The organism is Streptomyces sp. NPDC006923, from assembly GCF_040635655.1.
GTDB lineage: Bacteria > Actinomycetota > Actinomycetes > Streptomycetales > Streptomycetaceae > Streptomyces.
The window spans coordinates 45,366-67,275 of sequence record NZ_JBEYIF010000024.1 but is presented as its reverse complement, the minus strand read 5'-3'; the positions used below and the strand labels follow the sequence as shown (position 1 = coordinate 67,275).

Sequence of the window (21,910 nt, the reverse complement as noted above, 5' to 3'; positions counted from 1 at the left end):
GCGTCAACGTTCTGTGGGCCCTCATCCGTGACCGACGGTGCTATCAAGTCGCACCTCCAGTGATTACGGCTGCTTGACAACAGCATTAGGAAGCGCGGACCTGGACGGTGGAACTGCGATGCCAGACCGGCGGGCTCGTTCTCGTTTGCCAGCACTGTCCCCAGGACGGCCGGCGGGTCACCGCGAAGTCCGCGCGCTCGGCGGCTCTTGCTCACCTCGCCCGGCATGCCCGAGGTGACCTGAGGGCTCCTCACCTGCGGATCTGTCAGTGCCATGAACGCGGCTGCCGTTGGCACCGCCGTCACCGCGGGTGCGCGGGGCCCATCCGTCTGCTCCTGGCTTGCGAACGCGGCGGCCGTGTCTGGCGCCTCGCCGACGCCTGCGGCGCCTGCGCCGCGGCAACGGCCCAGGCCGCCGTCGTGCCCGACACCGTGCTGGCCGCACCGTTCCACCCGCCTTCCGTGCGGCCGCGCGGTCCCCGGCCCAGCCGGGGGCCGGGGGAGCGTGTCCGCGTGAGCGAGATCCTCAGCTACCTGGCCGCGGCCCTGCCCGCGGACGTGTCCGCCGGGGCGAGGCTCCTCGCCCTGCAGTGCGCCCTGCGCATGAACGCGTACCTGCACGTCGAACTCCGTGCGGGCCTGCTGCGCAGCCTTCGTATCGATCCGGTGCAGGCCTGTCGCGAGTTGGAACAGGCGGGGTGGGCAAGCATGGTGAACGGTCCCGGAGCGGCCGGGGTGGCTGCGGAGCTTCGCGACGCCACGCTGCTCGCCCAGTCACCGGCCCGCCCCGACCGGCGGCGCGCGGCCGACTGGGCGTTGCGCACCGGGTGCCCTGCCCGGATCGGTGGGGCAGAGCCGCAGCTGCGACTGTCGGGCGTCTATCTCGCGGCGCGCAGCGATCCGTCCTCGGGGGAAGGACTGAGTGAGTGCGACCGGATCATCCGTGACTGTGGCCTGCGCGATCATGGGTTCCACGGTGTGCTCAGCCATCTGACGGCGAACGGCGTTTTGGAAGGGTGGTGGATCTGCCCGGATTCAGGCGACGTGCACTGGACGCTAGCGCCGAGGCGATGACCGGCAATCCCTTGCCGACCGTGAGATGCGGGAACTGCCGGCGGGGGTGACTTGGCTCGTCAGACGTGCTGTCGGGTAAGCGGTTGCAGGTTCGAACCCTGGAACGGGATGAGCGCCTGACCGCGCCGGCGGCAGGGGGACCGATGGCGACGTGACCGACGTCGCGGCCAGACCCGAACTGGTTACGGTCACCCCAGTGTTCCGCCTTCCTCCGCTGGACCGCGCACACGAGTAGAGAAGGGTGCATGCAGGGGCTGTCGTCGGGCTCTCAGAACACAGGTCCTGTGGATACCGGTGTCCTCCGTCGTCAGGGCACCGCGTAGGTGTCGATCCCGTCGTCAGTCGTGGGCACTCTCGGCCTCGTCGTCCGGCGTCGTGGACAGTCCGGCCGCGTCGGCGAGAACTGGGTCCTCCGTGCTCTGGTCTCCAGCAGGTGTGTCCGACTCCTCGTTCGAAGTCCGGTCGCCGTCGGCGAGTGTCGGGAGGACGTATGCCTGGGCCAGCCCCGCGAGGTGGAGGGGGAGGGGGAGAGACAAGGAGGCGGCGTAGTCCGGGGCCTGGCGGAGCTGGTGCATGGCGAGGGCCAGCGCCTCAGGGGCGTCCGGCTTTTCCAGTACGGGGGCCGCGGAGTCGTCGTCTTCGTGGCAGCCAAGTACCGCGATCTCCACCAGGGTCGGGTTCCAGGCGCTGGTGCCCGCCTGCGAGGTGAGGTTGCCTGCCGCGTTGACCCGGGTGGCGAGGCGGTCGAGTGCGGGGGAGATCGCATGGGTTCCGGGGCGTTCGGTGGTGCTGTAGAAGACCCGCTCGCGCGACGAAGCCCCGTCCCCGTAACGCTGCTGTGCCCAGAAGCCAGCCGGCTGTCCGTGGGGCTTGCCCGGGTCGGCCAGCCCCCACCACTGGGCGCTCTCGCGACCGCCGCATCCGCGCACGCGTACGAGGCGCAGTTCGTCGTCCAGTCGTCCTGCCGGGGCGTGGCCGGTCTTGATCAGATCGCGTTCGGTCTGGCCGTCCTGGAGCCAGGGCCAGTGCAGTCGGCTGTTCTGAGCGTGGGTGATCAGTGCGGTGGGTTGCCCTCGGAGGGAGTGCAGCACGCGTTGGAGGAATGCCGCGGTCTCCCTGCGCTGTTGGGCGAGGTTGCTGCGCCACTGCTTGCCGGTGACCCTAGGGGCATCGGGACGTGCGTCATCGTCTGGAGTCCCGGGTTCCGTGAACGCTTCGGGGTCGATCTCCGCCTGTTTTACCAGACCGAGGAGGAACTGCGGATAGGGCACCCATTCCCCCGCGGTGTCATCCCAGCCGCGTACGGCCGCGAGGCCTTCCCCGGCCGGGAGCGGGGTGACCAGGACGGCCACAGGCAGGTGCTTGGGCAACCGGGTCGGGCCGTCCTTGCGACGTTTCACCATCCACACCGCCGCGTATTGCAGCGAGTCCGGAAGATCGTCACCGAGGGTGTGCTGGGGCAGGACGCGGACGCCGAGCTGGCGCAGTCCGTCGAGCCACGAGCTGCACGTGCGGTGGTCGAGGCTCTCCGCATTGTCGATCTGCCGGTCGCTGGACGAGGTGACGACGAACTGAGTCAGCAGGCCCGCGTCGGCGCACCCGAGGCGGATGGCGAACTTGGGGTCCGTCAACGCTGGGCGGAACGTGCTGCGGTGTGCGACTTCCACGAGGGCGAGTTCGGGGCGGGAGGGGTCCGCGCCGTCCGCGCGGAGCCAGGCGCGCAGGGCGCGGCGCCGTTCGGCGACGGTCGCCGCGAGCGCCGCGCCTTTGCCTTTGACCGCCGGGTCGGGCACGAGCCGGTCGCCCAGTCCGTCGGCGAGGGGCAGGCAGCGCAGCCGGAGTGTGACCTCCGCCGTCCGCCACTCCAGGACGACCGGTGCTCCGGGCGTGGCCTCGTCGAAGTCCCGGTCCGTGACGTGGGCGGCACTGGCGCCGCCGTCGCCGTCGAGGCCCAGGGCCTTGGCGAACTGTTCCACTGCCTCGCCGCGTACCTCGGGCGACTGCCACAGCAGCCGGGCCTCCACCACGAGCGGGCCGGCCTGTTCCTGGCTGTGGGAGGCGATCCGGGCCTGTGCCGCGAGTGCCACGCGCCGTGCCCGGGTCTCGCGCAGCAGCTCGGTCTTCTTGGCCTCGTCGGTCCTGGGCTTGGGCCGCCGGTTCTCCGGAGCGCCGATGCCCTTGCCGCGTCCGCGCGTGAGGTCGGGTACCCGGGCCAGTGTTTCAGGGAGGGCTTGCTCGGCCCATTCGGTGAGCTGTGCCCGCTGGTTGGGCATGAAGCCGGTGCCGATCTCGTGCTTGCCCATTCTGGTGCTGTGGACCACGGCGGCCCTGACGCCGCGGCCCTCGCCGATCCAGGAGACCGGTTCGGTGAGGAGCTGTTCGGGGTCGGGGAAGTTGCCGGCGAGGCTGAGTCCGCGCAGGATGCCGGCGGTGTCGTTCTCCGACCAGACGAAGGTGTCGGTGGCGCGGTCGCGGCGCAGGCGTGCCAGTGCGTAGCGTTCGGTGGCCGGTGCGCCGGGCAGCCAGGGGATGGTGGGCCGCAGGTAGACGGTGGTGGCCTCCCGGTAGGGGAGGTTGAGGCGTTTGGTGGTGGCCCGAGGGTGGGTTGCCCAGCGGCGTACACCCCAGTGCAGGTGGAGACGCGGCCTGGGGTCGAACGGAGTGGTGTGCAGGGAGATGTTCAGAAGGACAGAGAACCACCATTCCTTGCGTTTGACGGTCCGGCACAGAGGCTGCGACATGAGTTCCGCGCCCTGGTCGCGAGGTCCGCGGGGCAGTGCCCGGAACCGCAGCTCCCCTCCCTCGAACGGGAAGGGGTCGAGGATCAGGATGCGGCGTGCCAGGGCGTCGGTGGCGAGTTGGAACTGGCGCGGTTGCGGAGCGGCGGTGCCGCTCCGGGTGGTCGGGGTGGTGAGGAGTTCGACGCCGCTGACCGGCTGCCACTCGGGCAGGTTCTGCTTCAGCTCGGTGCTGCTCGCGAGCAACTGCGAGCGGAACCGGGGATCCTGTGCGGAGCCCTTGGGACCGAGGGTACGCAGCCAGGCGTCGAGGAGTTGCTGCATGGAACGGCCGGGGAGGGGGTCGGGCGCCGAGGCCGGTACGTACATCCAGAAGTCCTCGGCGGCCTGCGGCCCCGGTTCCACCGGGATCCGCGGCCGGGGGCGGACGATCACGTCGGGGGCGAGGGTCTGGAGCACGCCGTCGAGTCGGCGGGTGGGCAGCGTCGGCTGCCGCTTCTCCTCGTCCCGCCCGTGGTTGTGCAGTTCGAGAAGTCCGGCATGCCAGTGTTCGGGGAAAGGGAGTGCGTGGAAGTCCTCGGTCCAGGGGGTGCCCTCCTCGGCCAGGTGGTATGCGGATCGGCGGATGTTCTTGTACATGTCGGTTCTCCCTGCGATGTCCGTACGTGGGCGGGTGCGGTTGCCCGCCAACAGCGCTGCCCAGGGCGGTGGTTGGCGTGCTTCAGTCGACCGATCGCGGGCCGGGTGAGGTTTCCATGGCGCACAGTGCTTCGTACAGCGGGCGGTAGAGCAGCTTGACGAGTGCGGCGTCGGCGGGGTCGGTGCGCGCGCCGTACGTGACGGTGTCGGTGTCGCTCTGGGCGAAGTAAGGCGCCAGGACGTCCCGCAGCCGGACGAGCAGCCCCGGGTCGCCTGTGCGGCGTGGACGCCGGTTCTGACCGGCGAAGGGGGCCTGTGCTGCGGCGAGTCGCGGTGCGAAGGCCGCGTCGACGAACACGACGCGGGCGGGTACGCCACCGCGGACGAGGCGCCCGATGACCTGCCAGATGGTGACGAGCTGGTCCCAGACGAAGGACTTCTTCTCGTCATCGGAGAGCGAGGAGTAGATGTAGGGCCGTGACAGTACGTGTCGCCATACGCCGCGTGCGGTGGTCCGGAAAGCGCTGCCTGCCGCGTTCAGGTCCCTGGCCTGGGCGACCATGTCGCTGAACGTCCCTTCGTCCGGCAGCTTCAGTTGACCGCGTACGAACCGCGTCGCCCAGTCGTTGATGGCGAAGACCGCCAGGGAGAGGTCGTCGGGGCGGGGGTGCGGGCGGACCAGGAAGAACACCGTCCCGAACGCCGCCACCTTCTCCTCGCCGGGCCGTTGGGGGGCGGTGAGGATGTTGTGTCCTCGCTCCACAGCGAGGAGGGGCGCCACGAGCAGTTCGGCGTCCGGGTCGTCGGCGAAGGACGCGAGGTCCCCACGCCGGACCGCTCCTGCGCCCGATTCCGTGGCTGGCGCCTGGCTTCGTGCCGACGTAGTCCCGTCGACGGCGGCCTCTAGTTCGGCGTCGTCGGAGGCCAGGACGCGTACGCGGCCACGCCAGCGCGGGATCTCGTTCAGGGCGGTGGCGGCCACTTTGGCTTCCGCGTAGCTGCCCACCAGGAGCAGGGCACGTCTGCGGCGCTGGTCGGGGATTCGGGCGAGTTCGCTCTGGAGAGGGGAGGAGTTGCCGTCGCTCCGGGACCGGGCGAGCCGGTCGATCATCAGGCGCAGGACGTCCTCGCGCTGGTCGGGGTCCTGGCCGGAGAGCCGGATCGGCTGTCCTGCGGCGTCGTACAGGAACTCGGTTCGGAACACGGTCTTCCGGATGGCGTCGAGAGCCTTGGGCTGCGGTTTCAGTACGGCGCGGACAGGTGCGAGGACGTGGGCCCGGGTTGAGGTGCCGGCCCAACTGGTGCCGGACATCAACAGCACGTGTGGGCCGGCTTTGCCGAGGCCTAGGTCGGCGCCGAGCTGGGGAAGACCCAGGAGCAGCTCCCGGCCCACGCCCGCGCAACGGAAGAAGCGCAGGGTGCCGGTACGGTGTCCGTCCTTGTTGCGGGCGGCGGCCCGTTCGTCCACCAAGTATTGGAAGCCCAGGACGTTGCCCATGGGCGCTTCGGGCAGCAGTGGCGCGTAGTCGAGGGGCGGGCGGCGGGTCAGCTCGTGGGCCGCGGAGTCCAGCCGTAGCGCTGCCTCCACCTGAGGCCACAGGAACGTCACCCGGTCAAGGCGTTGATGCAGGGCGGCGAGGACGAGGGTGAACTCCAGCCGCTGTGCGTTGAGTTCACGCCACTGCTCGGTGAGCGGCACGTCCTCGGGGGCAGGTTCCTTGCCTCGCTTGGCAGCGGGCATGGGGCGCTGTTCCGGGCCTGGCGCTCCGACAAGGAAGGAGTCGAGGAGCGCGCGGACTCGGCGTCGTGTCCGCTTCTCGTCGAGGGTGTGCAGGACATCGTGGGCGAGGGCCGTGAGCTCGTCGGCGGGGGTTCCGTAGGGGCCGCGTCCGCCGAGCGGATCGTCGCGGAACGTGTCGAAGAACCCGGTGATCTCGGTGCGTCGCTGCGCCCACGGAGCGTCGGGGATGTGGGAGTCGCCACCGGCCCCGAGCCCTTCCTCGTCCTCGTAGAGTGTGCTCTCGTCCTCGACATCCCCTTCGTTCGTGCTGTCCGGCCACCCGGCGGCCTGGCCTCGCGGCAGCGGGTACCAGGCTTGCAGCAGCTTCTCCTGGAGGGTCCAGGCGCTGAAGTAGTCGATCTGCGCCCAGTCCCGCAGGCCTCCGTCGTCGATGAGCATGGCATACAGCCGGTCCGCGGCGGAACCAACGACGTCCAGGGCGGCGGACCACCGTTCCACGTCCTGGTCGGAGAGCTGCAGTCGTCCCTGCCGGGCGAGTTCGGCGATCTCGTGGGTCTGTAGCTGGTCAAGCCAGGAGTCGGAGACACCGGTGGTGACGAGCGTGGCCGACGGGGCGAACATCTGGTCGAGCTGCATCTGCACGCAGTCGGCCTCGTCGACGACGACGATGTCGCTGCGCAGGCAGGACAGCTCCAGATAGCGCAGGCGCTCGGCGTTGAGCTGACGTGGAACCGCCGTCTGGACGAGACTGGCCGGGTTGGCTACCCAGATCAGCGCGTCCACGAGGTCACGGGCGGCGGAGTGCCGGGGGCAGACGCTCCACAGCGGGCAGGCGTGCGGGGTGCCCAGGTCCTCCTCGTCGGTGTCGGTGTCGGTGTCGGTGTCGTCCGTGGCGGCCTCCCTGTCGGCGGCGCCTCGGGCTCGTTCGAGCTCGCGTACCGCGCGCTCGGCCGCGGGCTCCGCGGCGGTCTCCTGGCGCCGAGCGGGGTGAAGGGCACCGCAGGGCGCGTCGGTGTAGCGCAGGGGCTCGGACGTGTCGAGTGCGCGCAGGGCGTCCAGCGGGCAGGCGGTGCTGAGGTGGGCGAAGACGGGTCCGGTGTGAGACAGTAGGGAGTGTTCTCCCCGTGCGGCGAGTCTGCGGTGCAGCCGCTGGGTGTGCTGGAGCCGCGTCGTGCCCCCCTGCACCAGAGCGGCGCTCAGGCCGAGCGTGCGGAACAGCTCGGTCAGCGTCAGCTGGTCGGCCACGTCGCCGACGACGAGAGTGATGCGCAGGCCGTTGTGGTACGCCCAGACAGCGAGCAGGGTCATCAAGGTCGACTTACCGGCGCCGACCATGCCGACGAGGTGGGTGAGCCGGTGGAGCGGCAACGCGGACGCCGCTTCGAAGTCTGTCCCGTCCGGGGTACGGGTGTCGAGGTCGAGTTGGGCGAGACGCTGCTCCCAGTTCCCCGCCTTGAGCCCGCGCCGCTGCTCCTCCGCGTTCATCCACCGTGCGACGTCGGCGAGTTCGACGAGTGGCACGTCGAGGGGGCCTGCGGTGGCCGGGCGTTCGGCGGTGAGGGGGTGGCCGGGGAAGGGGTCCCGCACGAGATCGGCGGGGACCGTGACAGAAGTGCGCCGGTGGCGGCGGTCCATGAAGCGGTGTTCGCCCGCCTCCGCCGGGGGAAGCACCTTCGTGGCGAAGCCGGGGAGGTTCGCGAGCGCGTCGTCGTAGGTGGTGAAGCGGTCGGCCGCCACCTTGAGGGGGACCCGATGGGCGGGCTCCCCGGCCGCCGGGACGCGGTACGCGCGCAGCCGTTCGGGCAGTTCCAGGTAGGCGTCCAGGCTCTGCTGCCACATCCGGCCGCGGCGCATCGGCCAGAGCAGGTGCCGGGCCGCGGCCAGCGCGACCTGTTCGGTGGTGCCAGTGGGGAGCTTCGAGGCCCGCGCGAAGGCGAGGCCGTAACCGCCGAGGAGCGTCCACGCCCCGTCGGCAGCGTGACCAGGCGCCACGGTCTCCATCAGCCGCAGAGCGAGCTCGACCTGGCAGAGCAGAGCGGGCCGGGTCCCGGCGTGTTCTTCGGGCCAAGGCCTCAGTGCGGCGACGACCGGCTGGTACCAGCTGCTGCGGTCACGCATGGTCTGCTCCCTTCTTCCCGGCGCCGTCGGTCGCCGCCGTCTGACTTTCGGACCGGGACGACGCCGTGCGTGCCCCGCCGTGCTCCCTGGCCGGAGGCACGGTGTGCAGGGGCGCGATGGACGCGTCCGGCCCGCGTTCGCCGGACAGCCGCAGCCGCGCGGTCCGTTTCAGCTGGTCGTCCGTCAGCAGCCGCAGACCGCCCGCCCCCGCGCCCCGCTCCTTGGCGTAGATGGCCAGGTAGTCACGGCGGGCGCGCACCCGGAATGCGGGCACCACCCAACAGGCTTCGTCGTACGGGGGCTCGGGGCGAACGGCGGTGGCGGCGCGTCCGAGGAAGGCGGGGTGTGCCCAGTCCTTGACGTCGACGGCCCACACGTGACCGTCGGGGAAAGAGATGCGAAGGTCGTACGCGTCGAAGCCCGGCCACATTTCGACGGTGAGGCCCAGGGCGCGTAGCTCGCCCTCCAGAAAGACCTCGGCGCGTCCGGGCCCGGTGACGAACTGCCGCAGGGGTTTCCGCAGTTGACGCAGCTCGCCCACCTCGGACGCGACGAGTTCCCGGCCGCGCGGTGGGGGACCTTGGTGCCGGCACTGGTCGCGCTCGCACCACCACTCGGTGTCGGACACCGGATGGAGCAGGGTCAGGCAGCGATGACAGCACAGGTACGCGCCGTCCCGGCGGAACCCGAGCGGGACGGGGGCATAGATCTCCTCGACGAGGAAGCGCACGGGGTCGAGGAAGAGGTCGGTGCTCACCTCAGCCCAGTCCGCCTCGGTGAGGACGGGCTGATTCACCAGGAGGCGACGGAAGGCCGTGTACGACTCGGGTGACGACACGGCCCGACAGGCGCGCAGGGCCTCGTGGATCACAAGGCGGTCGTACTGCCGTCCGGTGCTGTCGCCATACCCCTGCACGGCGAGCTCGTGGCAGAGCTGCGAGGGCTCTCCGGAATCCTCGTCGATCAGCCGGTCCGCGGTGTCGAACAGGTCGGTGGGCAGTCGGTCCAGGGGCCAGCTGCCCAAGGGGCGGGTGCGGGCCCAGCGCATCATCTCGGGCACACCTGCCGGGGGCTTGGCGCCGTTGCGCAGGCACTGGAGCACCAGGGCATCCAGGGCCCGCTGGGCGCCGGCCGGGTAGGGCAGAGTGAAGGAGTCGAGGCGGTCGACGGCCGCCAGGTGCAGTACGGCGGTGGCCACGTCCCGCAGGAGGACGACATCGGGGTTGGACAGCCAGTCCGGTACGAGCTGTTGGTCAGGCATGGGGCGGGGCGTCTCCTCGCGGCGAGGTCTGCGTGTCGGGGCGCGGATGGTCGGTGACGTAGGCGGTGCCGGGCCGACACCAGGTCCGGGCCTGACAGCCGTGGCAGTGGCGTCCGGTCCTCGGTTCGTAGGTGGTGTCGGCCAGGAGCGGCTGGGCGAGTCCGGCGATGACGGCCCGGGCTTCGTCGACGTTCTCGGCGCGGCCGGGGTCGATGCGTTCGAGTCGACTCTCCCCGTGGCCTTCACGTAGGTGCTCCAGCTCGACCCAGGAGCGGCGCGGGTCGTCGCCGAGCGCCCCCGCGTGGAACAGCAGCACGCCCAGGGCGAGTTGGGGATAGGTGTGGAGCAGGGAGTCGCGTTCCCACAACGGGCGGGTCGACGTCTTGGTCTCACGCCAGATCCACCGGCCGCGGTGGGTGTACACCAGGTCGGGTACGGCGAGGACGACGATGTCGAGTTCGGGCACGTAGGCCGTGACCCGATGCTGTACGAGCACCTGCTCGTCGGCGTCAAGTCCGTTGAGGGGGCACAGGAGCCGGTGTTCCGCGAGCATCCCGGCAGCCTCGCGTGCGGAGGTGTCGTCGAGTCCGGCCCTGGCCCGTACCGCCGTCGGCTCGGGGATCTCGCGGTCCCGGCAGCCGCGCACCGGGCGTTCGGCGTGCTGTGCGTCGAGCCAGGCGTCGACGGCTCTGCCGCGCCGTGCCCCCCGGTCCTCGGCGGAGAGGTCGTTGAGGTGCAGTCGCCGCACCAGGTGGTACTGGGCGGGGCACTCGGCGTGCAGCCGCAGGTCCCAGACGGAGACGGAGCGGCGTTGGTGTGCGAGAGCCGGAGGGCGCCCGCCCCACAGCCGCGGGGTGCGTTTCAGATCCGTGCAACCGGCGATGGCCTTACAGTCGACACAGCTCTCCCCGGGACGCACGCCGAGTTCGGTGGCAGCCGTGACGAAGGCAGGCACAGCGTCGTCCCGGAACCGCTGCCTCGCCCCGGCGGGGTCCTCGGAGAGCAGCTGCTCCACGGACCCGTCGGCGCACCCGACGTCGAAGACGCGGACCAATCGGGGCACGCTGGTGCTCTCGGTCGCCGTGGGCGGAGGCTGGGCGCGTTGCTTGCGGCGAGGCGTGGGCGCGCCGAAGGCCATCACCTGCACCACGGCACCGAGTTCCGCGTCGGGGCGGCCGGTCTTGGCCCGGCCCATGGAAGGCAGCCACAGGTCGCGCACCCTTCCGTCGGAGGAGGCGTACATGCGGCCCCAGAGGGGGTGCTCGTACTGCCGGGCGCCACGCGCGTCGGGAACGTCCGTGCGGGGAGTGCGCCACGTCCATGGCTGCTTCACCGGCTTGGTCTCAGGCAGCCCGGCCTCGACGGCGGCTGCCTGTTCGCGGGTACGGGCGGCCACGTAGCGCTCCAGGGCGTGGGCGGTCCAGGCCAGGTGGGCGGGGTGGACCGGGGCACCCCATCCCCGGAAGGGACCGCGGGTGCCCCGGAGTTCCTCGCGTACCCGCTCCACGGACCATCCGTCGTGTTCCAGCAGGTCGAGGGCGGTGAACAGCGGGCCGAACCCGAACTCCTCGCGGGGTGGCCGCCGGAACGGCACGGCCGGGTCGGCGACGAGCAGGGGCCGCATCGCGGTGCGTCGGTGGGTGGGACAGGCCGCGTCGTCGGGCCGGGCCATCCGGGGGCTCGCCCTGATCAACCAGTCGTGGCCGGCGACGCCGGGTGGGTTCTGCATGGTGACCCCCGTGGCAGGCGGTATGGGCAGGAGGGTGCCCAGAGCAACGGGAGTCCGAGGACGTCCGGGCACCACTAGAGCATGGCATGAATCTGTGAACTGAGTCGATGGACGGCTCATGTCTAGAATCTTTCACGCTACGCTGGTGGGTCTGATGCGCAGTGGTGCGAAGGGGCACAGTGGTGGACGCGGATACGTACAAGCCCGGCGTGGGTGATCTGGTCGACGGGCGCTACGAGTTGAAGGACTCTCTGGGCAAGGGCGGGATGGCCCAGGTCTGGCGGGCCCGAGAGGTGTCCGGGGGGCGGGAGGTGGCGGTGAAGTTCCTGCGCCACGACTCCGAGGCCCTGTACTGCCTCGACCCGTACGAACGTGAGGCCGAACTCGCCGTCAGGAACGCCCGGTTCCGGCGCGAGGCCAACCTCCTGGGCACGCTCGATCATCCGGGAATCACCGAACTCTACGGGAGCGGATCGCACCTGGGCGTCCCCTACATCGCCATGCGCCTGGTGACCGGAGTGAGTCTGCGGACGTTCCTCGACGAGCACAGCCCCCTGCCTCTGGCCACGGCGGTTGCCGTCGCCATCCAGGTTGCAGGGGCGTTGGCCTGCGCACACACACTCCCGGTCGTACACCGGGACCTCAAGCCCGCGAACATCATGATCGATGAAGAGGGGTGGGTCGTCCTCATCGACTTCGGCATCGCCAAGCCGCTGCACGCCGACGCCACCCGTTACACGGCGCACGGTTCGACGCTTGGCACCCGCGGTTATCTGGCGCCGGAGCAGCTCCTGGAGCGCGAGCCCACCACACGCACGGACGTCTACTGCTTCGGCTGCATCTTCTACGAACTCCTCACCGGGCGGCCCCCGTTCCCGCTCGGCGCGGAGTCCGGCCTGACCGACAAGCACCTCAACGAGGTGCCGCTGCCACCGAGCACGTACGCCGCGGGCATCCCGGAGCCGATCGACGATTTCGTACTGCGGATGCTCGCCAAGAAGCCCGAGCAGCGCCCGGCCGTTGACGAGGTCCCGGAGGTCCTCGACCCGTTCGCCCCGGGGGTCGGCGATCCCGAACCCCGGCCTCGCACCCACCCCGACCCCACCGCCCCCCTGCGCCGGCCGCGGGACCGGGCTGTTCGTCCGCGCCCGGTCGCTCTCACGCTGCCTGTCGCGTCCGTACCGGCCGATGAGTGGCTGGACGCCCGCGTGGTGGAACGGCTCTGCGCGCAGGCCGAGTCGGAGATCGCGTCCGGTGAGCCGAGCGACGCGACCGACCGGCTGCACGGTCTGACAGAACGGGTCCGCAAGGAGTGGGGTGAGCGGCGTCCTCTGGTGCGTCGCGTGTGGCAGGGGGCTGCGGACGGATTCCGCCTCTCCGGCAACTTCGGCGCTGCGGCCCGCCTCTACCAGGCCGTCGACAACGATCTCATTCACGGGGACGGCCCGGCCGAGCGGGCCGATCGCGCGCTGATCCGGCTGCGCACGGCCGAGTGCCGGCTCACGTTCGGTGAACTGGAGGCGGCCATCGCGGCGGTTGACACGGCGGGCCGCACCGCCGCCGGACTGCCACCGGAACTCGCGGCTCGTGTCGAGGCCGTACGCCACGCGGTCGACGCCCAGCTCACGGCCCGCCTGGCCGAGCCCAGACGCGGGGAGGCGTGACGCCAGCCGCTGCGGGCGAGCCGATGTGCTACGCCTGGTTGGCCAGGCGTCCAGCCGCCAGTTCGTCGCCAAGGTCGCGGGCAAGGCTGGTGCCGAGGTCGGCCGCGCGGCGCAGCAGCCGTTCGAAGGCGGTGAGTTCGCGGAACGCCTCTCCGTAGCGCCGTTGTTCTCCGAGGGGAACCTGGCGGATCTGAAGACGGCGGACGTCGATGCGGGAGGAGTTCGTGGTGTGGGTGCCGGCCTGCCGGGCATTGGCGGGAGCCCGCAGTGAACCGGCGAGGAACCAGGCATCGAGCTGTTCGGGCTGTACTCGCACGGCATGCAGTTGGGGGCCGAGGGCGGTCAGCGGCCCCTCGTGGACCCAGGCGGAGAAGGCACGGGCGACGCCCACCACCACGATGTCCCCGGGTTCGGCGATGACGGCCTCGCCGGCCGCCGCGGTGCCGGGAGCGAGCCAGCTGCGGGGTTCGCCGTCCACCAGAAGATCGGGGACGGTGAGGAGGGGGATGCCGTCGTCGGACGGCGGGCCGGCGTGGATCGATTCCTCCGGCGGCTGCTGGCCGCCGCGCACGGTGAGTGCCCCGGCCCGGGCGAGCTCGGCGACTGTGGTTGCCGTCGGTGTTTCCGCCTCGTCCGTGGCGAGGTTGAGCGCCGCGAGCAGCTTGGCCGACTTATTCACGTTCGCGGTGAGCCCGGTGAACTCCCGCCAGGATTCGGCCAGTCGGAGTGCCGTGTCCGCCGGGGGCGGGGCAATGTGGCGTCCAGGGGTGAGGTCGACCTCGTCGTTGAGGAGTTCGATGACGGGCACCTGTCGTACGTAGGCAGGGGCCTGTGGGGAGTCCGCCTCTTCGACGGCCTCGCGCACGAAAGCGCTGATCGCCGCCCAGTCGGGGGTCCACTTCTCCTCTGGGTCCCGGGGGAAGCGCGAGGCCGCGTCGGCGACCAGCAGCCGATCGCCCAACGGCGTGCCTTCCCCGTGGGCGGGCATCCGCAGCACCCACAGGTGCAGGGAAACGCTGTGCGGTGCGGCGCAGCCCGGCGGCAACGCGACGACGGCCCGCAGTTGCCCGGTGCGCAGCAGCGAGCCACGGATGCGGCGTCCGGCCTTCCTGGCCGCGACGGCGGGCGGCAGCAGCAGTACCGCGGCGCCGCCGGGTCGCAGCTGGGCCAGGCAGTGCTGGACCCAGGCGAGTTCGGGCTCGGTGCGCGGGGGGAGGCCGTGGCTCCAGCGGGCGTCGGTGGCCAACTCCTCGTATCCCCAGTCCCGTTCGTTGAAGGGCGGGTTGCACAGGACAATGTCGGCGGGGGTGCCGGAGAACGGGTCGTCGCGTAGGGAGTCCGCAGCCCGTACGGAGACCTGCGCCCATTCCTTCTCCCTGTGGCCCTCGTTCTCGGCGAGGGCCAAGCGGGAGTCCGCCAGCGAGGCGAGGACGGCGTCCCGGTCACTGCCGAGCAGCGTGAGCGCCTCGGCGCCGGAAGCCCTCGCGGCGTCGGCCCCGGCCAAGAGGAGATGCCCGGGGCCGCAAGCAGGGTCCATGACCGTGGTGCCGCCGGAGCTGCCCGGGCTGTCGCCCGCCACGCCGCCCGCCGCCCTGAGGGCGAGCTGCGCCATGAGGGATGCCAGCGGTTCCGGGGTCGTGGCGATCTGGCGCACATGGACGTCGAGCCAGCGGCGCAGCAGAAACGCGAACGTTTCCGTGCCCCCTTCACGCTGTCCGAGATCCACGGCCCGTTCGATCAGCTCCCGTGCCTCGGCACGGCTCTCTTCGCCTTCGTCGCTCGCCCGCCCGGAGAGGAGCCGTCCTACCTCGGCGATCGCGGCCCCGGTCTCGTCACGCCCGCCGAGCGCCTCGAAACCGGGCCAGAGCCATTCCCTCTCGGCGGACTTCTTCAACTTCTTGTTATCGCGCAGCCAGCCCTCGATGTCGGTCAAGGAGAACTGAGGGTTGGTGTCGGTGCCGGCGATCCGCTCGGGGAAGGACGGATGCCGCCGCCGCCAGTTGCTCACCGCGGCTCGTCCCACACCCGCAAGGCGGGCGATTTCGGCCAAGGTCACTGGTACGGCGCGCGACGTGGACATTACACTCCCAGGGCATTTCTGGTGGAGGGAGGACTTTCCCCTCGGTCATGGGTGTGTGATCAAGCCACCCTTCCTCCGAACTGCATGGGTCAGCGTACATGACCATTGACTTTGTTCACAGATGCGTCATGGCGGGTTTGGGGGCGCGCGTCGCGTTCCGGTCGGCGAGGCGCGCGGGTTAGCGCGACGGCCGGTCGTGCCGCCCGGACGTCGCCCCCGTCCGCCCCGGTCGGCCGTTCCGTCCCGATGTCGCCCATGCCCGCACCGGCCGGGCCTCGGGTCCCATCGGGTGGGTGAAGGGCCGCAGCGGGTCAACCTCGGCCCACGGGAGGAGTGCCTGTTCGGGGGTGCGGCGCTCGGGCAGCCACACGGCGAGGCGTCGCCACACCTCGCCGGCGTGGGCGGGTCGCTCGTCGGGGTCCTTGGCCAGTAACTGGAGCACAAGGTCCTCCAGTTCGGAGGGGATGCCCGCTCGAAGCCTTCCGGGCGGTACGGGCGGCTGCTCAAGGATCATGCCGGGCAGCATCAGTTCGGACTCGTGCGTGAAGACCGGCTCGCCTGTCAGCATCGCGTACAGCAGGCAGCCCAGCGCGTACAGATCGGTGCGGGGGTCGACCGGCTTGCCCCGCACCTGTTCCGGCGCCATGCACTCCAGGCTGCCGGGGCGCTCACCGGTCGTGGTGAGGCCTGTGGTGTCCGGGTCGAGGAAGGCGGCGACTCCGAAGTCGAGGACCTTGACCACGCCGTCTGTGCGAATCACGACGTTGCTGCCCTTGAGGTCGCGGTGCACGACGTCGCGGGCGTGTACTGAACCCAGGACCGAGGCGATCTGGACGCCGATCGACGCGGTCTCCTCGATCGAGAGCGGGCCCTCCTCGACGATCCGGTCGTCGAGCGGGGGCCCGATCACGTACTGCATGACGAGAAACCGGGTGCCGTTCTCCTCGCCGAGGTCGTAGACGGTGGCGAGGCCCGCGTGGTCGAGTCGCGCGACGGCCTGCGCCTCCCGGCGGAACCTTTCGGCGTCGCGGGCGCGCTGCTCCTCGGTGAGTCCCGGATCGACGTTCATGGTCTTCAACGCCACGTCGCGGCCCAGGTTCTCGTCGTGGGCGAGCCAGACGACTCCCATGCCGCCCCGGCCGATGAGGCGCTTGATCCGGTAGCGACCGGCGATCAGTGTTCCGGTGTCCATTCGCGCTGCGGCCCGTCCCCTCCGTGCCCTGCCGCGCCCTGCCCGGGCTGGTGTCAGGGAGAGTGTGACACGGCGGTGCTTCGAATGCCGCCCGCGCGACCCTTTATTCGTTGACTGAGTTCACATGCTCTTGCTCTAATGGGGTGAAGGCGGGGCGGTTCGTCCCGTGCGCCTCACCCACTACGGTGAGGCGTGGATTACGTCGGGAGCTAGTGAGGATCACGTGGACGTCTTCGAGGTGCACCGTCGGCTCATCCGGGACTACAAGGAATACACGTCCGGATCGGTGGTGATCGACGACCCGCGGATCGGCGAGAAGGTGTCCAAGTCCCTTGCCGACGGCGACCAGTGGCCCGACCCCTGGCTCTCGCTCAACCCGAGCTTCGCGAGCGGCGGCACCGTCGACCACCTCGCCGACGACCTCGGCCTCCTCCACCCCGAGTGCAAGCGGATCTTCCGCACCGGCAAAGACAAGCGGGGCGCGACGATCCGTCCCATCCGCTTCCACCGGCACCAGCGCGACGCCATCGAGGCCGCCCACTCGAAGGACTCGTACGTCCTGACGACCGGCACCGGCTCCGGAAAGAGCCTCGGCTACATCGTGCCCATCGTCAGCCGGATCCTGAGCGAGAAGCGGCCCGGAGACCCCCCGAGCATCAAGGCGATCATCGTCTACCCGATGAACGCGCTGGCCAACAGCCAGCGGGGCGAGCTGAGGAAGTTCCTCACCGCCGGATACGGCGAGGGCGACGAGCCCGTCACGTACGCCCGTTACACCGGCCAGGAGAAGCAGTCCGAGAAGGACGCGGTCCTCGACACCCCCCCGGACATCCTGCTCACCAACTACGTGATGCTGGAGCTGATGCTCACCCGCCCCGAGGAGCGCAAGCGGCTCATCGGCCGGGCCAAGGGCCTGCGCTTCCTCGTCCTGGACGAACTGCACACCTACCGCGGCCGTCAGGGCGCCGACGTCGCCCTGCTGGTCCGGCGCGTGCGCGAGGCGTGCGAGTCGCCCGCCCTGCAGTGCGTCGGCACCTCCGCCACCATGTCCACCAAGGGCACCCCCGCCGCCCGCCGCCGTGAGGTCGCCGAGGTCGCCTCCACCCTGTTCGACACGGAGATCTCCCCGGACCGGGTGGTGGGCGAGACCCTGGTCCGCGCGACCGGCGACACGCCCCCCACGCGTGCCGAACTCGCCGCCCGCGTAAGGGAGAACAACCCTCCGCTGGAGTACGACGCACTCAAGGCAGACCCGCTGGCCCGCTGGGTCGAGACCGCCTTCGGCCTCACCGAGACCACCGACGACGACGGCACCCGCCTGCTGGTCCGCGCCAGGCCCACCACCGTGGAGCTCGCCGCGCGCGTCCTGCGCGAGGACGCCTTCGACGTCCCGCGCGACGCCCCCGAGGACGAGGGGTACACCGCCTGCGCCAAGGCCATCCGGTTCACGCTCCGGGCCGGCACACAGGTCCGCGACGCCGACGACCGCGCGCTGTTCGCGTTCCGCCTCCACCAGTTCCTCTCAAAGGGCGGCTCGGCGTACGTCTCCCTGGAGCCGGCGGACAGCCGCCACATCACCCGTACCTACCAGCAGCGGGTGCCCGGAGAACCGGAGAAACTCCTGCTGCCGCTGTCCTTCTGCCGCGAGTGCGGCCAGGAGTACCTCACCGTGGCCCGCGAGCAGAGCGACGACGGCACGGTCTCCTTCCGCACCCGTGAGGACGCGGACGACGAGCAGGGCTATCTCTACCTCTCGGCCGCCAACCCCTGGCCCGAGCGTGTCACGGACGCGATCGACCAGCGCCGCTTCCCCGACAGCTGGCTCACCCTCGACCCCAAGAAGGGCACACCCGTCCTCACCGCGAGCCGCAAGAAGCGCGCCCCGCAGCCCGTGTGGGTGAGGCCCGACGGCACGGCGGTGAACAAGGACGGGGAGGGCCTGTACGCCGCCTACGTGCCCGCCCCGTTCCTGTTCTGCCTGGAGTGCGGGGTCAGCTACGAGCAGGTCAGGGAGCGCGACTTCGCCAAGCTGATGACGCTCGACCAGGAGGGCCGCTCCACCGCCACCTCCGTCGTCAGCGCTTCCATCGTCCGCCACCTCAAGAGTCTGCCCGCGAGTGAACTCGACGACGAAGCCCGCAAGTTGCTCACGTTCGTCGACAACCGGCAGGACGCCAGCCTGCAGTCGGGGCACTTCAACGACTTCGTCATGGTCACCCAGCTGCGCGGCGCCCTCTACCGCGCCATGCTGAAGGCGGGAGAGTCGGGCCTGCGCTGGAAGCGGCTGGGCGAAGAGGTCGTTGCCGCCATGGGGCTGGCCCGTCACGAGTACGCCAACAACCCCACCGAGGTGGAGGCGCTCGCCGAGGAGACCCTGAGCGCGCTGGCCCAGGTGGCCGAGTACCGGCTCTTCCTCGACCTGGAGCGCGGCTGGCGGATCACCATGCCCAACCTGGAGCAGACCGGTCTGCTGGGCCTGGAGTACGCGGGGCTCGACCAGATCGCCCAGGACGAGGAGCGCTGGCAGCGCGCCGCCGGGCCGCTGCGCACTGCGACCCCGGCGACGCGGCTCGACCTGGCCCGCGTCCTCATGGACGAGCTGCGCCGCCAGCGCGCCGTGGACACCCCGTACTTCACCGAGGCCAAATTCAACGAACTGGGCAAGGAATCCGCCAAGCTCAACGACGCCTGGGCCATCGCCGAGACCGAGTCTGCGCCCCCCGCGCCCGGCGTCGCGGTGGCCCGCTCCGGCCGGCCCGGTCGCTCCGGGCGCACCCGCAGCGAGCTGAACCTCACCGGCCGCACCGCCTTCGGCCGCCACGTCCGCAAGCCGGAGACCTTCCCGGGCTGGGGCCACGACCTCTCCCTCGACGACACCCAGGACGTGATCCGCGACCTGCTGGAGGTCCTCGCCGACGGCGGTGTCCTGAGCCGGATCACCCAGGGCCGTGGCGAGGACCCCGGCTACCAGATCCACCACCCGGTGATCCGCTGGCACGCCCGCGACGACGAGCACGGCGCGGTGGACCGGCTGCGCCGCACCTACCGCACCGGCCGGGGCCCCCGCGTCAACGCGTTCTTCAAGGGTCTCTACAAGGAGGTCGCGTCCACCTTCGCCGGACTGCACGCCGCAGAGCACACCGCGCAGGTCCACCCGGACGTCCGCGAGGAGCGCGAGAAGCTGTTCAGCAAGGGGCTGCCGCTGCCCCTGCTGTACTGCTCGCCCACGATGGAGCTCGGCGTCGACATCGCCAGCCTCAACGCCGTCAACCTCCGCAACGTCCCGCCGACCCCCGCGAACTACGCCCAGCGCTCCGGCCGCGCGGGCCGCTCGGGCCAGCCCGCGCTGGTCACCACGTACTGCGCGACCGGCAACAGCCACGACCAGTACTACTTCACCCGCTCCGACCAGATGGTCGCGGGCACCGTCGCCGCGCCCCGCCTCGACCTGGCCAACGAGGACCTGCTCGCCTCGCATGTGCACGCCATCTGGCTCGCCGAGACCCGCCTGGAACTCGGCCGCACCATGACCAAGATTCTCGACACCGACGGCAAGACCCCCTCGCTGGAGCTGCTGCCCGGGGTGCGGGAGCAGATCGGCGGACCGGCCGCCCAACAGCGCGCCCTCGTGCGGGCCCGCACCGTCCTCGCGGGTTGCGTCGACGCCCTGCGCGAGACGTCCTGGTGGCACGAGCAGTGGCTGGAGGACACCGTCGCCAAGGCCCCCGGGCGTTTCGACGAGAAGTGCGGACGCTGGCGGAACCTCTACCGCAAGGCCCTGGAGGAGCGGGAGATCCAGCACGACAACATCCGCAACCGCACGGCGACCGGCCGTTCCCAGGCGCAGGCCGTCCGCCGCCGCGCCCAGGCGGAAAACCAGATCGCCCTTCTGGAGAACAGACAGGGAGGCGAGCGCACGGTGCTGTCCGACTTCTACCCGTACCGCTACTTCGCCTCCGAGGGCTTCCTGCCCGGCTACTCCTTCCCCCGGCTGCCGCTCGCCGCGTACATCCCCGGCACCGGCCGCACCAGCCGCGGCTACGACGGCGACTACCTCCAGCGGTCCCGCTTCATCGCGATCCGCGAGTTCGGGCCGGGCGCGCTGATCTACCACGAGGGCAGCCGGTTCAAGGTGGACCGGGTGCAGCTGCCCCCGGACACCAGCGGCGAACTGACCACCGAGAGCGCCAAGGTGTGCCAGGGCTGCGGCTATCTGTCCCCCGAGGAGCGGCGCGAGGACACCTGCCTGGGCTGCGGCAGCTCGTACGGCGACCCCCGCACCGGGCTGCTGCACCTGCACACCGTCTTCACCAACCGTCGCGACCGGATCTCCTCAGACGAGGAGGAGCGCCAGCGCACGGGCTACGCGGTGGAGATCTCCTACCGTTTCAAGCAGCACGAGGACGGCCGTGACGGTTCGCTGCGCGCCGAGGCGAAGGCCGCGGCCGGCCGTCTCCTCGCCGAACTGGTCTACGGCGACAGCGCCACCGTCCGGCTCACCAACCTGGGCTACCGCCGCTCGGTCGCCAAGGGCGACATCGGCTTCTGGCTCGACCCGGTCACCGGCCAGTGGCTGGCCGGCTCCACCGGCAGGCCGAGCACGAGCGCGCCCGGCCGGGAGACCCCGGTGGAGGACGAGGGCCTCGCCGACGCGGAGAAGGTCGTGCGCAAGATCCCCGTCATCCCGTACGTCCAGGACACCCGCAACATCCTCGTCCTCAAGCTCGCGGCCCCCGTCGACAAGGACACCGCGATCACCCTCCAGTACGCGCTGGAGCGGGGCATCGAGGCGGAGTTCCAGCTGGAGGACTCCGAGCTGGACACCGAGGAGCTGCCGCCGCACGACGGTCCCCGCGAGCGGCTGCTGTTCATCGAGAGCGCCGAGGGCGGCGCGGGCGTCCTGCGCCGCCTCCAGGCCGAGCCTGACGCGCTCGCCCGCGCCGCCCGCCGGGCCCTGGAGATCGCGCACTTCGACCAGGTCGGGCGCGACCGGGGAGCCGAGAAGCGCAATGGCGACCCGTGCGAGAAGGGCTGCTACGACTGCCTGCTCTCCTTCGGCAACCAGCGCCACCACCGGATGATCGACCGCCACCTGGTGAAGCAGCTGCTGATGGACTTCGCGGGCGGCGAGGTCGGCTCCAGTCACGCGGGCCGCACCCGCGACGAGCAGGCCGACGCGCTCATCGAGGGCGCCGACTCCTCCCTGGAGGAGCGATTCGTCGCCTACCTCAGGACCCACGGCCACCGCCTGCCCGACCACCAGCAGGTCAGGCTGAGCGCGGCCCTGTCCAAGCCGGACTTCGTCTACGACACCTCCTTCGGCCCCGTTGCGGTCTTCGTCGACGGCCCGCACCACGACCACGCGGAGACGACGCTGCGCGACGAGGAGGCCGCGGAGCGGTTGAAGGAGATCGGCTGGGAGGTCGTCCGCATCCGCTACGACGACGACTGGTCGAAGGCAGTGGCCGACTACCCTTCGGTTTTCGGCGAGGCGCGCCGCTGATCTCAGGGACCGGGGCGGACCCCTTCGGCCCGCCCCGGCCCCACGGACCGCACGCGGTCAGCCCGGCCACCGCCCCGGCCCCACGGACCGCACGCGGTCAGCCCGGCCACCGCCCCGGCCCCACGGACCGCACGCGGTCAGCCCGGCCACCGCCCCGGCTGACCCGCCCGAC

9 protein-coding genes are annotated in these 21,910 nt (G+C 71.0%); 3 read left to right on the top strand and 6 right to left on the bottom strand.

Going from position 1 to position 21,910, the window contains the following annotated elements; translation table 11 throughout:
• Window positions 1-512: 512 nt before the first annotated feature.
• Window positions 513-1,073, top strand: coding sequence for a hypothetical protein (locus ABZ707_RS30815; protein ID WP_360181271.1), 561 nt, complete (start codon window positions 513-515; stop codon window positions 1,071-1,073).
• A gap of 338 nt (window positions 1,074-1,411) precedes the next feature.
• Here ABZ707_RS30815 and ABZ707_RS30810 read toward each other — a convergent pair whose 3' ends face one another.
• From ABZ707_RS30810 to ABZ707_RS30795, 4 genes are all read right to left on the bottom strand, one after another.
• Window positions 1,412-4,450 carry a DUF3962 domain-containing protein gene (locus ABZ707_RS30810; protein WP_360181268.1) on the bottom strand — a complete coding sequence of 1,013 codons (3,039 nt, stop codon included), beginning with the start codon at window positions 4,448-4,450 and terminating at the stop codon, window positions 1,412-1,414.
• A gap of 82 nt (window positions 4,451-4,532) precedes the next feature.
• Window positions 4,533-8,309 carry a hypothetical protein gene (locus ABZ707_RS30805; protein WP_360181265.1) on the bottom strand — a complete coding sequence of 1,259 codons (3,777 nt, stop codon included), beginning with the start codon at window positions 8,307-8,309 and terminating at the stop codon, window positions 4,533-4,535.
• Window positions 8,302-9,570 carry a hypothetical protein gene (locus ABZ707_RS30800; protein ID WP_360181262.1) on the bottom strand — a complete coding sequence of 423 codons (1,269 nt, stop codon included), beginning with the start codon at window positions 9,568-9,570 and terminating at the stop codon, window positions 8,302-8,304. The genes ABZ707_RS30805 and ABZ707_RS30800 overlap by 8 nt, the downstream gene beginning before the upstream one ends.
• The gene (locus ABZ707_RS30795) at window positions 9,563-11,299 is read right to left on the bottom strand and encodes a PD-(D/E)XK nuclease family protein (protein WP_360181259.1); all 1,737 of its coding nucleotides are present in this window, start codon (window positions 11,297-11,299) and stop codon (window positions 9,563-9,565) included. Before ABZ707_RS30795 ends, ABZ707_RS30800 begins: the two co-directional genes overlap by 8 nt.
• 182 nt (window positions 11,300-11,481) lie before the next feature.
• Between ABZ707_RS30795 and ABZ707_RS30790 the strand changes: the two genes are divergently transcribed.
• Window positions 11,482-12,963, top strand: coding sequence for a protein kinase (locus ABZ707_RS30790; protein ID WP_360181256.1), 1,482 nt, complete (start codon window positions 11,482-11,484; stop codon window positions 12,961-12,963).
• A 28-nt stretch (window positions 12,964-12,991) separates the two neighbouring features.
• On the opposite strand, the gene ABZ707_RS30785 is transcribed toward ABZ707_RS30790, so the two are convergent.
• The gene (locus ABZ707_RS30785; RefSeq protein WP_360181253.1) at window positions 12,992-15,043 is read right to left on the bottom strand and encodes an N-6 DNA methylase; all 2,052 of its coding nucleotides are present in this window, start codon (window positions 15,041-15,043) and stop codon (window positions 12,992-12,994) included.
• Window positions 15,044-15,221: 178 nt separating this feature from the next.
• On the bottom strand, window positions 15,222-16,235 hold the full coding sequence (locus ABZ707_RS30780) for a serine/threonine-protein kinase (RefSeq protein WP_360181250.1): 1,014 nt from the start codon (window positions 16,233-16,235) through the stop codon (window positions 15,222-15,224).
• 223 nt (window positions 16,236-16,458) lie between these two features.
• Between ABZ707_RS30780 and ABZ707_RS30775 the strand changes: the two genes are divergently transcribed.
• Window positions 16,459-21,738 (top strand): DEAD/DEAH box helicase, encoded by a 5,280-nt coding sequence (locus ABZ707_RS30775; RefSeq protein ID WP_360181247.1) that lies wholly within the window; start codon window positions 16,459-16,461, stop codon window positions 21,736-21,738.
• Window positions 21,739-21,910: the final 172 nt, after the last annotated feature.

Coding starts and splice junctions, on each gene's coding strand:
- ABZ707_RS30785 (WP_360181253.1), bottom strand. CDS start 15,043: ATGTCCACGTCGCGCGCCGTACCAGTGACCTTGGCCGAAATCGCCCGC.
- ABZ707_RS30800 (WP_360181262.1), bottom strand. CDS start 9,570: ATGCCTGACCAACAGCTCGTACCGGACTGGCTGTCCAACCCCGATGTC.
- ABZ707_RS30780 (WP_360181250.1), bottom strand. CDS start 16,235: ATGGACACCGGAACACTGATCGCCGGTCGCTACCGGATCAAGCGCCTC.
- ABZ707_RS30795 (WP_360181259.1), bottom strand. CDS start 11,299: ATGCAGAACCCACCCGGCGTCGCCGGCCACGACTGGTTGATCAGGGCG.
- ABZ707_RS30805 (WP_360181265.1), bottom strand. CDS start 8,309: ATGCGTGACCGCAGCAGCTGGTACCAGCCGGTCGTCGCCGCACTGAGG.
- ABZ707_RS30810 (WP_360181268.1), bottom strand. CDS start 4,450: ATGTACAAGAACATCCGCCGATCCGCATACCACCTGGCCGAGGAGGGC.